The following is a 15,254-nucleotide window of genomic DNA, read 5'->3' on the forward strand; positions in this document are numbered from 1 at the left end:
AGAGTGCTCGTCAGTCCAAAAGAAGTGGAAGAGGAATATTTGATGAAACGTGCAGTGATTACAGGCCTGGGGATCGTTTCCAGTATTGGTAATAATCAACAGGAAGTACTGGCATCCCTTCGTGAAGGTCGTTCAGGTATCACCTTCTCGCAAGAGATGAAAGATGCCGGCATGCGTAGTCACGTGTGGGGCAACGTTAAGCTGGACACCACCGGCCTTATTGATCGCAAAATTGTGCGTTTCATGAACGATGCTTCTATCTACGCGTATCTTTCCATGGAAGAGGCGGTTAAAGATTCTGGCCTGACCGAAGAGATGTATCAGAACAACCCACGTGTGGGTCTGATCGCCGGTTCAGGTGGCGGTTCACCGCGTTATCAGGTGTTCGGCGCTGATGCAATGCGCAGCCCGCGTGGTCTGAAAGCGGTTGGTCCTTATGTTGTGACCAAAGCCATGGCCTCTGGCGTTTCTGCCTGCCTGGCCACACCGTTTAAAATCCACGGTGTTAACTACTCTATCAGCTCTGCCTGCGCAACTTCTGCACACTGCATCGGGAATGCGGTTGAACAGATCCAGTTAGGCAAACAAGATGTTGTGTTTGCGGGCGGCGGCGAAGAGCTGACCTGGGAAATGTCCTGTGAGTTTGACGCCATGGGCGCACTATCAACCAAATACAACGAAACGCCAGAACTGGCGTCCCGTACCTATGATGCAGACCGTGATGGTTTTGTTATCGCTGGCGGCGGCGGTATGGTTGTGGTTGAAGAGCTGGAGCACGCTCTGGCACGCGGCGCGCATATTTATGCTGAAATCGTCGGCTACGGTGCAACTTCAGATGGCGCAGACATGGTTGCTCCATCAGGCGAAGGCGCGGTACGTTGCATGAAGATGGCAATGCAGGGCGTTGATACCCCAATCGATTACCTGAACACCCACGGTACTTCAACGCCAGTAGGCGATGTGAAAGAGCTGGGTGCTATTCGCGAAGTCTTTGGTGATAACACCCCATATATTTCGGCGACCAAAGCCATGACCGGCCACTCACTGGGTGCCGCAGGCGTACAGGAAGCGATCTATTCACTGCTGATGCTGGAACATGGCTTTATCGCGCCAAGCATCAACATCGACACGCCAGACGAGAAAGCGGTTGGCCTGAATATCGTGACCAAACCGACTGAAGCAGCACTGACTACCGTGATGTCTAACAGCTTTGGTTTCGGTGGCACCAACGCTACTCTGACCATGCGTAAGCTGAAAGCTTAATCCGGATTCGCGTCAGTCAGATACCCGCCAGCAGCGATGCCGGCGGGTATTTTTTTTGCCCTGAATCAGGCTGGGCTGCATTGTGTATCTCAAATCATTTTGAAATGTATATACTGAAATAACTTAACTTGAAATTAATGTTTCAAATGCTTTGACTTACGTCTCCTGGCTTGTCAAAATTAGATCTCCAACAAAAACTTAACAAATCCCGCATTAACACTGCTCGTACCCGGCGTCTCGCTCACGGGCGATTTTGTGTTGGTAGTTTGCTGGTGAAAACAAGGAGTAATGTGCGTAATGACTTCAACTATCGCTGAGCCACAGTCTCAATCGACGCTGCCAGTGGCTTGCACTTCACTGGCGGTATTTCTCACCTACCTCACGGCGGGCCTGGCCCTGCCAGTGATTCCGCTGTATGTCCATCAGGAGCTAGGGCTCAACAATGTCATGGTGGGCGTGGGGGTTGGCATTCAGTTCCTCGCCACGCTGCTTACCCGTGGTTTTGCTGGACGACGTGCAGACCAGCATGGCGCAAAACTCACGGTGCAGCAGGGCATGGTGGCGATTGCGTTAGTGGGGGTTGCCTATGTAGCTGCGGCACTGTTACCGCTGCCAGTGATGGCGAAATTTGGCCTGATGGCAATCGGACGCTTACTGCTGGGCTTTGGTGAAAGCCTGCTGTTAACCGGCAACCTGACGTGGGGCATGGGGCTGATGGGGCCGAAGCGATCCGGGTTGGTGATGTCATGGAACGGCATGGCGATTTACGGATCGCTGGCGGCAGGTGCACCGTTGGGTTTAATCATCTATCAGCAAGGGGGGCTTGGGCTGCTGGGGGCGATATCCGTCCTGTTACCGTTGCTGGCAATGGCGCTAAATAGCTGGGTACGGGCAACGCCTGTGGTCGGCGGCGAGCGCCCGTCACTGTTTAGCGTAGTGAAAATCATCCTGCAACCGGGGATGGCGCTGGCGCTGCAAGGGGTCGGATTTGCTGTGATCGGCACCTTTACTTCACTCTACTTTGCGGCTGAAAAATGGGGCAACGCGGGCTTCACCTTAACTGCCTTTGGCCTGAGTTTTGTGCTGGTGCGCATTCTGTTTGGTGGCCTGCCTGACAGGCTCGGCGGCACCAAAGTGGCGCTGGTTTCGATGTTGGTTGAAATCGTCGGCTTAGTGGTGCTGGCGCTGGCAAACCAGGGATGGGTAGCGCTGGTGGGTGCGTCCCTCACTGGCTTTGGTTGCTCACTGGTCTTCCCGGCGCTGGGGGTTGAAGTGATTAAACGCGTCTCGCCTCAGGTACGCGGGACTGCGCTGGGCGGCTTTTCAGCGTTTCAGGATATCGCCTACGGTGCCAGTGGCCCACTGACGGGCATTCTGGCAACCGCGCTGGGTTATGGCTCGGTGTATGTTGCAGGCGCTGCCTGTGCGGCATTCGGTATGTTTATCACCTGGCGTTTTGCACATAGCGTGAAAACAGCGTAACCAGCTTGCTACACCCGGCGATAATCTCGTCGGGTGTCAGCGCAGCAAATCCCAAAATCCACCCCTGCTGCGTGGCAGCGCCACCGAATAATGGACTGAGGCGGGGGAGTATCAACCCCAGCCCCTGTGCCAACTGGGTTAGCTGCGCCTCATTGCCGTGATTGAGTGTGGCGGTGAGCTGCAATCCACCAGGTGAGGGCACCGCTTTCAGCCACGGGGCTAACTCCTGCTGTAGCCGTGTGCGCAGAAGGTCACGGCGGCTATGATACAGTTGCCGCATCAAACGCAGGTGGCTGGCGAAATGCCCCTGCAATAAAAATTCGGCGGTGATCGCCTGAGGTAACAGTGCACTATGGCCATCCATGACGCTGCGCACTCGCCCACAGGCCTCAATCAAACCAGTGGGTAGTACCATCCAGGCGAGACGCAGTGAGGGAAACAGGGTTTTCGAAAACGTCCCCAACGTAATAACCCGTCCGGTACGATCAAGACTCTGCAACGCGGGGCCCGGCCTGTCGTCATAGTGAAATTCGCTGTCATAATCATCTTCGATGATCCAGCTCTGTTGCGCTTTAGCCCAGGCCAGCCACTGTAACCGACGAGCCAGACTCATGGCGGTGCCGTAAGGGTAGTGATGGCCCGGCGTCAGGTAAACCAGCCGGGCTGAGTTTGCGGTTAACTGCGTGCCTTCACTGTCTGGTGGCAGAGCGCGGCACTGCGCTCCCGCCGCGATGAAAGCCTGCCGTGCACCGGCGTAACCTGGCTCCTCCATGCCGACTTCATCCCCCGCATCCAGTAACAACAGTGCCAGTAGCTGTAATGCCTGCTGTGAGCTGGTCAAAATCATGACCTGACTGGCTTCGCACTGCATCCCACGAGACAGCACCAGATAATCCGCTACTGCCTGGCGTAACGGCCAATAGCCTAACGGATCGCCATAACCCATGGCTTTTTGCCCTAACAGCCGCTGCGTACGTTGACTGATGCGCTGCCAAAGGGCATGAGGGAAAGCGCGTAAATCAGGGGAACCGGCCGCAAAAGCCTGAGGAAAAGGGGGATCGTCACAACCGTTACCGCGCAATAAAACCGTGCCGCGTTGTGAAAACTGGCGGCGCGGCGCGACTGGCGCGCCACGCGAAACCGGGGCCATCTCAATCGCCACAAAAGTGCCTCGTCCGCTACTGCGCGACAAGTAGCCTTCACTTTCTAGCTGTGCGTAGGCGGCTTCCACTGTCACACGGGAAATTCCCAGGTCGCTGGCGAGTTGACGGCTGGAGGGGAGTTTCTGCTGATAGCGTAAGTGGCCCTGTGCGATGGCGGTACGCAGTGTGACACACAGGCGCGAGCGTAAAGAACCTGCTTGCTGCAAAAACAGAGGTAACAGCGGCGTGGTGGACATAATGGGTCTTATAGGTATGGCTAAATGGGTCTGATGGGTAAGTCCAGTTTGCCGTACAGTAGCGCTTTTACACAACAGGAGAAAAATTATGTCCGCTGTGCTGAATGTTCCTCCGGCTGCTCAGCCACTGCACCTTGACTATCTGCGCCACAAGCTGGCGTTCTACACCGATGCCTGGGACCTCGCCCTGGATCTGGCAGCCGGGCAGGCACCGATTGTGGTCATCGATGCGCGTTCACCAGAACACTATGCTGTCGGACATATTTGCGGTGCTATTAACTTTCCTCATCGCACGATGGATGCGGAAAGTACCGCGCGGCTGGATCGGGAAAAAGTCTATATTACCTATTGCGACGGGATCGGATGCAATGGTTCAACCAAAGCCGCGTTACGTCTGGCTGAACTGGGATTTGCCGTGAAAGAACTGATTGGCGGGCTCGATTTCTGGCGGCGTGATGGGCATCCGTTGACGGTGGGCAGTGAAGCGGGAGCCTGGCCGGACACGACCACGGCTCCAGAGTGTGGCTGTTAATTTTTCAGAACAGTAGCCAAAGCAAGAGCACAATCACGACCACACTCACCACCAGAGCAAAGGAGAGTCCCGGCTTTCCGCTGCGCAAGCTGTTGGGCAACAGCGCGGCGAAGGGAGCCCAAATGGGCTGGGGGAGGGCAGCAGAGTGCTCGCCGGTTGCGTCAGCGTGTTTATCGGCACGGCGACTGAACAGCAGGTTAAGCACATCTTGCTGCTGGGCGGTGGTCAATACGGTCTGCGGCGTGGCCTGGAACTGCTGTTGGATATGGGCCTCCAACATGCGTTGCTCCGGCGGAGTCAGCGGCTGGCGTAGCGCACCTTCAAGGTGGTGCAGCGTGGGAGCCGACTGCTGGCTCAGGGTCTGACGGGCCTGCAAATAGTGGCTGATCGCTGGAAACAGTCGCGAAGGGATCGGATCACCGCTTTTCAGGCTCACCAGCTTCAGGGTGGTGTGCCAGATGGAGGCCGTGGATTCCCCGGTAGCCGCCGCCAGTTTTACCACCTGCTGCTGTAAAGTCTGATGCTCTACCGGAAGCAAGGTGCGATCGCTGACACGATTTTGTTGTGGCTGCGGGATCGCCATCTGGCCGTTTTGCAACATGGTCAACACCTGACGCAGCTGATCCTGGCTCAAGGCGCTTAACACGGTCTGCCCGAATTGCTGACGGATAAAATCACTCACCGCCTGGCGATTATTGCCCTGCGGCAGCAGCGTCATTAACTGCTGTAGCAGTTGGCGCGTTGCATGGCTGTTCTGCACCTGACCAAGACGCGTTTGCAGATAGTGTTCTGCCAGCGGAAAGTGGCGTGATTGCAGCTCGGCGTCATTTTTCACACCGGCTTCATGGCGGATACCGGCCCATAACTCCGGGGCTTTCAGGGTGCTTAAGGCGGTGATTTTAACGATCAGTCTCTCCAGCGTGGTGCGCTGGGCAGGAGAAAGTGGCTGATCGCCAGCAGCAGAAGCCGGGCGTGCAGAATTGACTGAGGCACGATCGCCCGGAGGCGCACCGGGGCCGCTAACAGGTTGCATGGCGGAATCCTTGGAAAACAGAGCAACGGCGGGTGCGCCGAAAAACAGAAGGGGAATGATAGCAAAACCCCCCCGGAGATCCCAGGGGGAGTGTTAACGTTTCTGTACTTATTCGGCTTCTGACGCCGTGGTTTTCTTCGCGGAGCGCAGTGGTGTGCGTAACCGCTGGGCGAGGGCTACGCCAGCCAGCGTTAATGCACCACCAATCCAGTGATACAGATGCAGCTGCTCGTGCAGGAAAACCACCGCAATAATCGCGGTAAACACCGGCACCAGATTCATAAAAATACTGGTGGTACTGGCACCCAGGTGCTGTACGCCTTTGATCCACAAGAAGGGGGCCAGGACAGAGGCAAAGGTGCCAGCAAACAGCACCAGCGGCAGGTTATGGCTGTTCAGCTGTACGTCCGGTGCGGCAATAAAGCCCGGCAGCAGCAACAGCACACCAAACACAATCTGCACATACAGGCTCTGCCAGTTTGGCAGAGGGAGGGCCCAACGCCGCGTCAATACGCCATACAGCGCATAGCAGGTTGAGGCGATAAACATCATCAACTCACCTTTGCCCAGACCATGTTGCAGCAGCTGTGCGAGGTTGCCCTGACTCACCAGCCAGACCAGGCCAGAGAACGAAAGCAGGCTGCCGAATAAAATACCCAGGGTAGGTGCAACGCGCAGGAGTGGCAGACTCAGCAGCACCGTCAACAGTGGAATCAACGCATTCAGAATCCCCATAAACAGCGCCGATACGCTGTGCGCGGCGTAATAAGCCAGGCTTTGATACATCACCATACCCAGCAGGCCTAGAATTAACAGACGCCACCACTGCTGTTTGATCTGCTGCCGATGGCGTAATACACCCGGCAAGGCAAACGGGGTTAGCACCACTAGCGCAATCAGCCAGCGATAAAAAGAGATAGCGGCGGGATCTATGGCGCCCGCAGACAACTTGCTGACGATCGCATTGACCGACCAGATAAGCACCGCAATCAGAGGAAAAAGAAACGACATTAACAACCTCCACATCAGAATGCGGGCAGTGTAATCTTGTCTGGTTTTTGATGGATAGTCATAATCGGACAAAATTAATCGGTAACCGGACAGAATGATTCAGAGCATTATCTATCAGGCTCCGCCAGACGCTGCGCAGCATCGCTACTTTCTGCGTTACGAGCGCGCCAATGCCAGCACCGAATATCAACCCCACTCGCATCCGTGGGGGCAGGTGATTTTTGTCACCTGTCACGTCCTGGAAATGCGGGTGGAGGATGAACGTTTGCTGACGCCGAAAGATATTCCCATCTGGATCCCGCCCCAGCAAAAGCACAGCAGCTTTAACCGCCAGCAGTCGTATTTTCGCACCTTTAACATTGCGGCCGATCTCTGTGTGGGCTTACCGGAAAAGGCGTGCCTGCTGCGGGTTGATCCGATTGTGCATGCCATCATCAACGACTTTGCCGAACGCCAGCTTGAGGTCCCGCACAGTGAGGCGGATCTACGGCTGTGCGATGTACTGCGCGATCGTCTGGCGTTGGCCCCCGTACAGGAGAGTTATCTGCCGCAGTCACACGATAAATTTCTTGCTCCCATTTTACGTGCGCTGGAGGAGAATCCGGCGGATAACACCACGCTGGCGGAATGGGCGCGACGGGTTTATACCACTGAACGTACCCTGGCCCGGCGTTGTCAGCAGCAGTTGCAGATGTCATTCAGCGAGTGGCGACAGCGGCTGCGTTTTTTACGTGCGATTGCGCTGCTGGAGTTGGGTGAAAGTGTGCAAGACGTCGCGCTGGGGTTGGGCTATAGCTCCACTTCGGCGTTGATTGTGATGTTTCAGCAGCAGGCGGGGACCACGCCGGACCGTTATCGCGCCCGGTTGGGTTAACGCCGTAATCTATGCCAGAATAGGCCCCCTTAATCAGCAGCAAACAGGAAAGTTGTGGTGAAAATTCTCGTCGATGAAAATATGCCGTATGCCCGTGAACTGTTCAGTCGTATCGGCGATGTGGTGCCCGTACCGGGCCGTCCACTGCCGCAGGAACAGCTTCAGGATGCGGATGCGCTGATGGTGCGTTCTGTCACCAAAGTGAATGCCGCGCTGCTGGCGGGGACACCAGTGAAGTTTGTTGGCACGGCCACGGCGGGAACCGACCATATAGATGAATCCTCACTGACTGAGGCCGGAGTGGCATTTTCCGCCGCGCCAGGCTGTAACGCGATCGCTGTGGTGGAGTATGTATTCTCCTCTCTGTTATATCTCGCTGAGCGCGATGGTTTTTCCCTGCGTGACCGTACCGTTGGTATTGTCGGCGTGGGTAACGTGGGGGGGCGTTTGCAAAAACGTCTGGCCGCCTGGGGCGTGAAAACGCTGCTTTGCGATCCCCCCCGTGCGGAGCACGGAGATAATGAGGCATTTCTGTCCCTGGAAGAGGTTGCTGCCCAGGCCGATGTCCTGACTTTCCATACGCCGTTAATCAAACAGGGCGCGCACAAAACCCTGCACATGGCGGACAGCGCCCTGCTGCTTGGCCTTAAATCTGATGCCATCGTGATCAACGCTTGTCGCGGTGAAGTGGTGGATAACAGTGCGCTCACTGAAGTGCTGAAAACGCGCCAGGATCTCAGCGTGGTGCTGGATGTCTGGGAGCCTGAGCCGGAACTGTCGCTTGAGCTGCTTGACCTCGTCGATATCGGCACCGCTCACATCGCCGGATATACCCTCGAAGGTAAAGCGCGTGGGACCACGCAGGTCTTTGAGGCCTGGACGGCATTTATTGGTCAGGCGCAGCAGGTGGCCCTGTCAACGTTGCTGCCAGCACCCGATATTGGCCGTATTACCCTTCAGGGTGAGCTTGATCAGGCCACGCTAAAACGTCTGGTCCATCTGGTGTATGATGTGCGCCGCGATGATGCATTGCTGCGTCATGTTGCTGCTCAGCCTGGCGAATTTGATCGCCTGCGCAAGCAGTATCAGGAGCGCCGCGAATGGTCATCACTGGAAGTCCTGTGTGATAACCCTGACGCGGCAGAATTGCTCCAGCGCCTCGGTTTTGATGCTCGCCTGCACGCCAAAGCGTAAGCGAATTAGCAGGCAAATTCTGAATTTCCGGGCGGTGGATATCACCGCCTTTGTTTTTATGACATTTTCTGGAGTAAACCAACATGTCTGACGGCTGGAACATTGCGCTGCTGGGCGCTACAGGCGCAGTAGGGAACGCTGTACTGGAACTGCTGGCGGAACGCCAGTTCCCGGTTGGTGAATTATATCTGCTGGCCAGTGAAAACAGTGCGGGCGAGAGCCAGCGTTTTGACGGTCGTACGCTGCGCGTTGAAAATGCCGCAGAGTTTGACTGGTCACAGGCGCAGCTGGCGTTTTTCGTGGCGGGTGCTGAAGCCTCTGCGCGTTACGCCGAGGATGCCGCGAACAGCGGTTGTCTGGTGATTGACAGCAGTGCGCTGTTTGCCCTCGATCCGGATGTGCCATTAGTGGTGCCGGAGGTTAACTCGCATGTGTTAGCGGATTACCGTAATCGTAACATCATCTCGGTGGCTGATAGTCAGGTTAGTCAGCTACTGTCTGCGATTAAACCGCTGGTGGATGTGGCAGGGGTGGGACGTATTCAGGTAACCAACCTGTTGTCTGTATCCAGCCATGGTAAAGCCGCAGTGGATGCGCTGGCCGGTGAGAGCGCGCGTTTATTAAATGGCGTGCCAGCGGACGATCACTACTTTGGCCGCCAGTTGGCTTTCAACCTGCTGCCACAGCAAGCGGATGAAGCCGGCAGTGTCGCCAGTGAACGTCGTCTGGTGGATCAGGTGCGTAAAGTGTTGCAAGACGAGGGCTTACCAATCACCGTCACCAGCATTCAGGCACCGGTATTCTTTGGTAATGCGCAGATTGTTCACCTCGAAAGCCTGCGTCCACTGTCAGCGGAAGAAGCGCGTGAAGCACTGGAGCGTGCTGATGATGTGCAACTGAGTGAAGAGAGTAGCTATCCGACGCAGGTGAGTGATGCAACCGGAAATGACGCGCTGAACGTGGGTTGTGTCCGTAATGACTACGGTATGCCTGACCTGATTCAGCTCTGGTCCGTTGCCGATAACATTCGTTTTGGTGGTGCGTTAATGGCGGTGAAAACTGCTGAGAAGCTGGTGCAGGAGTATTTTTACTGATGTCAGAAGGGCAAATCCTGAAGCTGGCGCTGGGCGTTGAGTATGACGGCAGCCGTTACTACGGCTGGCAGCGGCAGCAAGAGGTACGCAGTGTTCAGCAGAAGCTGGAGAATGCACTCTCTAAAGTGGCTAACCATGAGGTCACTGTATTCTGTGCCGGTCGTACCGATGCGGGTGTCCACGGCACCGGGCAAGTGGTGCATTTTGAAACCCAGTCACAGCGTGCTGACAGCGCATGGACGCTAGGGGTGAATGCCAACCTGCCGGATGATATTGCAGTGCGTTGGGTCAAAGCCGTGCCGGAAGCGTTCCATGCCCGGTTTAGTGCCACAGCACGCCGCTACCGCTATGTTATTTATAATCACAGACTGCGTCCGGCGATTCTCGGCCAGGGTGTGACCCATTTTTACCACGATCTCGACGCCGAAAAGATGCAGCGTGCTGCTCAGTGCCTGCTCGGCGAAAACGATTTCACCTCGTTCCGCGCGGTGCAGTGCCAGTCACGTACACCGTGGCGGAACATTATGCATATCGAAGTGACGCGCCGTGGGGCGTATGTCATTGTTGATATCAAAGCCAACGCCTTTGTGCACCATATGGTGCGTAATATCGTGGGTAGCCTGATGGAGATCGGCTGTGGGAATCAGCCTGAAACCTGGATGGCAACGTTGCTGGCGGCAAAAGATCGCACGCTGGCGGCGGCTACAGCGAAAGCAGAAGGGCTCTATCTGGTCGCGGTGGATTATCCTGACCACTTTGCACTCCCGCAGCCCCCAATGGGACCACTATTCTTTGGGGATTAACGTTCAGAGTTAAAAGGAAGCACGCATGGAACTCATTCATCAGTTAATTGATTTTATTTTGCATATTGATGCGCATTTACAGGCGCTGGTGGCGCAGTACGGCGTGTGGATCTACGCCATTCTGTTTCTCATCTTGTTTTGCGAGACGGGTCTGGTTGTTACGCCATTCCTGCCGGGTGATTCTTTGCTGTTTGTTGCCGGGGCGTTGGCTGCCGTACCGGGCAGCGCACTGGATGTGCATATGATGGTGGTGTTGCTGGTGATTGCGGCAATTTTAGGGGATGCGGTGAACTACACTATCGGGCGGCTGTTCGGCGATAAGCTGTTTAGTAATCCGAACTCACGTATCTTCCGCCGTAGCTATCTGGACAAGACCCATGGCTTCTATGAACGCCACGGAGGTAAGACCATTATTCTGGCGCGCTTTGTGCCTATTGTGCGTACTTTTGCACCGTTTGTGGCGGGCATGGGTAAAATGACCTATCGCCAGTTCGCATTGTTTAACATTATTGGAGGATTGGCTTGGGTCATTCTCTTTTCTTACGCGGGTTACTTCTTCGGTAACATTCCCGCTATACAACAGAATCTTCACTACCTGATCGTCGCAATTATCGTCTTTTCGGTTCTGCCAGGTGTGGTGGAAATCCTGCGTCATCGTTACCAGGCGCGGCAGCAAAAGCAGCCGTGAGAAGGGGTAAGACCAGATTTTTATCCACAGCGCTAAACGGTTGTGGTTTAATGAACGACATTTACTGGCGGCTGTTGGCGATTTCAGTCGCCGCAGGACGACTGGACCAGGTCAGTTTAAACAGAAAGGTCATCAATGAGCTGGATTGAACGCATTCTTAATAAAAGCAACGTTACGCCTGTACGCCGTGCCAACATTCCGGAAGGAGTATGGACGAAGTGTGACAGCTGTGGTCAGGTACTGTACCGCGCAGAGCTGGAGCGTAATCTTGAAGTCTGCCCGAAGTGTGATCACCACATGCGTATGCATGCGCGTGACCGCCTGAACAGCGTGCTGGATCAGGGCTCTCAGGTAGAGTTGGGGAGTGAACTGGAGCCGAAAGATCTGCTCAAGTTCCGCGATCAGAAGAAGTATAAAGATCGTCTGGTGGCAGCACAGAAACAGACTGATGAAAAAGACGCATTGATCGTAATGAAAGGGACCTTGCACGGTATGCCGGTTGTGGCTGCTGCTTTCGAGTTCTCTTTCATGGGCGGTTCCATGGGTTCAGTAGTGGGTGCGCGTTTCGTGCGTGCCGTTGAGCAGGCACTGGAAGATAATTGCCCGCTGATCTGCTTCTCCGCCAGTGGCGGTGCCCGTATGCAAGAAGCGCTGATGTCGCTGATGCAAATGGCAAAAACCAGTGCTGCACTGGCAAAAATGCAGGAACGTGGTCTGCCGTACATTTCGGTACTGACTGACCCAACCATGGGTGGCGTTTCTGCGAGCTTCGCAATGTTGGGCGATCTCAACATCGCTGAGCCTAAAGCGCTGATCGGCTTCGCGGGTCCTCGCGTTATCGAGCAGACCGTGCGTGAAAAACTGCCGCCGGGCTTCCAGCGCAGTGAGTTCCTGATCCAGAAAGGCGCGATTGACATGATCATTCGTCGTCTGGAAATGCGCGATCGTCTGGCCAGCCTGCTGGCAAAAATGATGAACCTGCCTGCTCCGGTGCAACACGCTGAGCAGCCGGAAACAACGGCTGAACCGCAAAGCAACGAGGCCTGACAGGAGATGGAAAAGCCCGTTCGCGGGCTTTTCGCCAATGCACCGTAAAATCGCAAACGGGACACATGGAAAATCTGCTTCCTCAAGCCACGTCGCCTTTGGCCACGTGGCTTTATTATCTTGAAAACCTGCATACGCAGGCCATCGAACTTGGGCTGGACCGCATTCGCCGCGTGGCGCAGCGTCTGGACCTGCTAAAACCTGCCCCCTTTGTATTTACCGTCGCGGGTACTAACGGCAAAGGCACCACGTGCCGCACGCTGGAAACGCTGCTGATGGCTGCGGGCTATCGCGTTGGCGTGTATAGCTCGCCACATCTGGTACGTTATACCGAACGTGCGCGCATTCAGGGCGCAGAGCTGAGCGAAGCGCACCACACCGCCAGTTTTGCTGCCATTGAAGCCGGGCGAGGGGATATCTCACTCACCTATTTCGAATTTGGCACGCTCTCCGCGTTGAACCTGTTTCAACAGGCGCAGCTGGATGTAGTGATCCTCGAAGTGGGCCTTGGCGGCCGCCTCGATGCCACCAACATTGTCGATGCTGACGTCGCGGTAGTGACCAGCATTGCACTTGACCACACTGACTGGCTGGGGCCGGATCGCGAAAGCATTGGCCGTGAAAAAGCCGGTGTGTTCCGTGCGGGCAAACCCGCTGTGGTGGGTGAACCAGATATGCCCGCCAGCATCGCTGCCGTTGCCGCTGAGAAAGGTGCGCAGTTGTTGCAACGCGATGTTCAATGGTCTTACAGCGCGGCGGCGAACCACTGGTCATTCCGTGATGCTGAAGGCGAGTTAAACGATCTGCCACTGCCGCAGGTGCCGTTGCCAAACGCGGCGACCGCACTGGCCGCTCTGCGGGCCTCCGGCCTTAACGTCAGTGAAGCGATTATACGCCAGCATCTGCCGCTCGCGATCTTGCCGGGTCGATTCCAGACCATCAGTGAAGCGCCGCGTGTGATTCTGGATGTGGCGCACAATCCTCATGCTGCTCACTACCTGGCAAGCCGCCTGGCAGAGGTTCCACGTCAGGGCAAAGTCCGCGCCGTGGTCGGAATGCTGCATGATAAAGATATCGCCGGTACGCTGGCCGCGCTGTCACCGCAAATCGACCACTGGTACTGCGCCCCGTTGGAAGGGCCTCGTGGGGCCAAAGCCGATGAGCTGATGGCGCATCTGTCCGGTGCTGAGGCGTTTAGCGATGTGGATTCCGCATGGCATGCGGCGCTTCAGCAGGCTCAACCGCAGGACATCGTGCTGGTGTGTGGATCGTTCCATACCGTGGCTCAGGTGATGACACTGCTGGAAACGGAGAAGTCCTGTGGCAAGTAAGTTTCAGAATCGCATGGTCGGTACGGTGATTCTGGTCGCTATCGGCGTGATTGTGCTGCCCGGCCTGCTGGACGGTAAAAAGAAGCACTTCAAAGAGGAGTTTGCGGCGATTCCGCTGGTGCCTAAACCGGGCGATCAGCAGGACAATGAAGCACTCCCTCCGGTGACGCAAACGCTGCCCGCTCAACCACCCGCCGGTGCGGGTAATGCCGTGAGCAGCGCGGACGCTGTCGCCAGCAACAGCGCTGCCCAGGCGAATGCCACAGCAGGGCAACAGCCTGTAGTGACACCACCGCCGATACACACCAGCGTGGCGAAGAAAAATGACACTCTGACCACCGCCAACGAAAGCGTGAAGCCGAAACCGGTGGAGGTCGTGAAGCCGAAAGCACCAGAGCCGGTTAAACCGAAACCAAAACCGGTAGAAACGGTGAAGCGTGCGGAGCCAGAGCGCAGTCAGGAGCCGGTGGCAGCACCTGAACGTCCAGCGCCAGAGCCCGCCAGGAACGATGCGCCAACCGGACAGGCATTTATCGTACAGCTTGGTGCGTTGAAAAATGCGGACAAGGTGAACCAGATTGTCGCGCAGCTGCGATTGTCGGGTTATCGCGCATGGACAGTGCCTTCGACGCCCGTTGCAGGGCAGATCACCCGTATTTACGTCGGCCCGGATGCCTCAAAAGCGAAGATGCAGGAAGCACTGGGAGAACTGCGTAGCGTCTCAGGCTTAAGTGGTGTGGTTAAGCCTTACAGCGCACGCTAATTTGTCTAAACGATTGCAGTAACAGGCACAGACTGGCACAAAAAGTTAAGCCAGACGGTGCCTGAAAAATATTATTATTCAATAGGTTACTATTGTGATTCTCTCAGGGGCGAGGAAATTTATTTTCTTCGCCCTTTTTCTCCATACGGAGAAGGAAAACCGCTACGCAAACGTTTTCTTTTTCTGTTAGAATGCGCCCCGAACTGGATGCAGGGGTGCAGCGGCACTGGCGCAGGAAGAGTTCATGAACTGGATTGATTACGTTATTATTGCAGTGGTTAGTTTTTCGGCCCTGGTAAGCCTGATTCGTGGCTTTGTCCGGGAAGCCTTATCCCTCTTCACCTGGGGATGTGCGTTTTTTGTCGCCAGTCATTATTACCCCTTCCTTGCAGTCTGGTTCACAGGTTTCAACGACGAACTGGTTCGTAACGGGATCGCCATCGCGGTGCTGTTCGTTGCTACCCTTATTGTGGGAGCGATTGTGAACTACGTGATCGGCACGCTGGTAGAAAAAACCGGTCTGTCGGGCACTGACAGGGTGTTGGGCGTCTGTTTCGGGGCATTGCGCGGTGTGCTGATTGTCTCTGCCATGCTGTTTTTCCTCGATACATTCACCGGCTTTTCCAAAAGCCCCGACTGGCAACAGTCGCAACTTATCCCTCAGTTCAGCTATATAATCAGGTGGTTCTTTGATTACCTGAAAAGCACGTCAAGTTTTTTACCCCGGTGATACCACCGGG

Annotated in this window: 15 protein-coding genes; 12 read left to right on the forward strand and 3 right to left on the reverse strand. The window is 55.7% G+C overall.

What is annotated here, in order from left to right:
- Window positions 1–42 precede the first annotated feature (42 nt).
- Window positions 43–1,263, forward strand: coding sequence for a beta-ketoacyl-ACP synthase I (gene fabB / locus B880_RS0100370; RefSeq protein ID WP_017345397.1), 1,221 nt, complete (start codon window positions 43–45; stop codon window positions 1,261–1,263).
- A 297-nt stretch (window positions 1,264–1,560) separates the two neighbouring features.
- Entirely contained in the window at window positions 1,561–2,745 is a 1,185-nt protein-coding gene (locus tag B880_RS0100375; protein WP_017345398.1) for an MFS transporter, read from the forward strand.
- Here the strand turns inward: B880_RS0100375 and pdxR are convergent.
- Window positions 2,708–4,144 (reverse strand): MocR-like pyridoxine biosynthesis transcription factor PdxR, encoded by a 1,437-nt coding sequence (gene pdxR, locus B880_RS0100380; RefSeq protein ID WP_017345399.1) that lies wholly within the window; start codon window positions 4,142–4,144, stop codon window positions 2,708–2,710. The genes B880_RS0100375 and pdxR overlap by 38 nt on opposite strands.
- An 88-nt stretch (window positions 4,145–4,232) precedes the next feature.
- On the opposite strand from pdxR, the gene B880_RS0100385 reads away from it, so the two are divergent.
- Entirely contained in the window at window positions 4,233–4,676 is a 444-nt protein-coding gene (locus B880_RS0100385) for a rhodanese-like domain-containing protein (protein ID WP_017345400.1), read from the forward strand.
- A gap of 4 nt (window positions 4,677–4,680) precedes the next feature.
- Here the strand turns inward: B880_RS0100385 and flk are convergent, their stop codons facing one another.
- Window positions 4,681–5,709 (reverse strand): flagella biosynthesis regulator Flk, encoded by a 1,029-nt coding sequence (flk, locus tag B880_RS0100390; protein ID WP_017345401.1) that lies wholly within the window; start codon window positions 5,707–5,709, stop codon window positions 4,681–4,683.
- Window positions 5,710–5,817: 108 nt separating this feature from the next.
- A complete protein-coding gene (locus B880_RS0100395; RefSeq protein ID WP_017345402.1) occupies window positions 5,818–6,720 on the reverse strand; it encodes a DMT family transporter in 903 nt (300 codons plus the stop codon).
- A 94-nt stretch (window positions 6,721–6,814) separates the two neighbouring features.
- Between B880_RS0100395 and B880_RS0100400 the strand changes: the two genes are divergently transcribed.
- From B880_RS0100400 to cvpA, 9 genes are all read left to right on the forward strand, one after another.
- Window positions 6,815–7,594: an AraC family transcriptional regulator gene (locus B880_RS0100400; protein WP_017345403.1), complete on the forward strand. Its 780-nt coding sequence runs from the start codon at window positions 6,815–6,817 to the stop codon at window positions 7,592–7,594.
- Window positions 7,595–7,651: 57 nt separating this feature from the next.
- Window positions 7,652–8,788, forward strand: coding sequence for a 4-phosphoerythronate dehydrogenase PdxB (pdxB, locus tag B880_RS0100405; protein WP_026042332.1), 1,137 nt, complete (start codon window positions 7,652–7,654; stop codon window positions 8,786–8,788).
- A gap of 83 nt (window positions 8,789–8,871) precedes the next feature.
- Window positions 8,872–9,882 carry an aspartate-semialdehyde dehydrogenase gene (locus B880_RS0100410; protein ID WP_017345405.1) on the forward strand — a complete coding sequence of 337 codons (1,011 nt, stop codon included), beginning with the start codon at window positions 8,872–8,874 and terminating at the stop codon, window positions 9,880–9,882.
- Window positions 9,882–10,685 (forward strand): tRNA pseudouridine(38-40) synthase TruA, encoded by an 804-nt coding sequence (gene truA / locus B880_RS0100415; RefSeq protein ID WP_017345406.1) that lies wholly within the window; start codon window positions 9,882–9,884, stop codon window positions 10,683–10,685. The genes B880_RS0100410 and truA overlap by 1 nt, the downstream gene beginning before the upstream one ends.
- 25 nt (window positions 10,686–10,710) lie before the next feature.
- Window positions 10,711–11,373, forward strand: a complete 663-nt coding sequence (locus B880_RS0100420; protein ID WP_017345407.1) for a DedA family protein — start codon at window positions 10,711–10,713, stop codon at window positions 11,371–11,373.
- A gap of 135 nt (window positions 11,374–11,508) precedes the next feature.
- The gene (gene accD, locus B880_RS0100425; protein WP_017345408.1) at window positions 11,509–12,420 is read left to right on the forward strand and encodes an acetyl-CoA carboxylase, carboxyltransferase subunit beta; all 912 of its coding nucleotides are present in this window, start codon (window positions 11,509–11,511) and stop codon (window positions 12,418–12,420) included.
- Between the two features lie 65 nt (window positions 12,421–12,485).
- The gene (gene folC / locus B880_RS0100430) at window positions 12,486–13,751 is read left to right on the forward strand and encodes a bifunctional tetrahydrofolate synthase/dihydrofolate synthase (RefSeq protein ID WP_017345409.1); all 1,266 of its coding nucleotides are present in this window, start codon (window positions 12,486–12,488) and stop codon (window positions 13,749–13,751) included.
- Window positions 13,741–14,514: a cell division protein DedD gene (dedD, locus tag B880_RS0100435; RefSeq protein WP_017345410.1), complete on the forward strand. Its 774-nt coding sequence runs from the start codon at window positions 13,741–13,743 to the stop codon at window positions 14,512–14,514. Before folC ends, dedD begins: the two co-directional genes overlap by 11 nt.
- 244 nt (window positions 14,515–14,758) lie before the next feature.
- Complete coding sequence (gene cvpA, locus B880_RS0100440) at window positions 14,759–15,244, forward strand: colicin V production protein (protein ID WP_017345411.1); 486 nt, start codon at window positions 14,759–14,761, stop codon at window positions 15,242–15,244.
- Window positions 15,245–15,254 lie beyond the last annotated feature (10 nt).

Origin of the sequence: Pantoea sp. A4 (assembly GCF_000295955.2) — a bacterium.
Lineage (GTDB): Bacteria > Pseudomonadota > Gammaproteobacteria > Enterobacterales > Enterobacteriaceae > Pantoea > Pantoea multigeneris.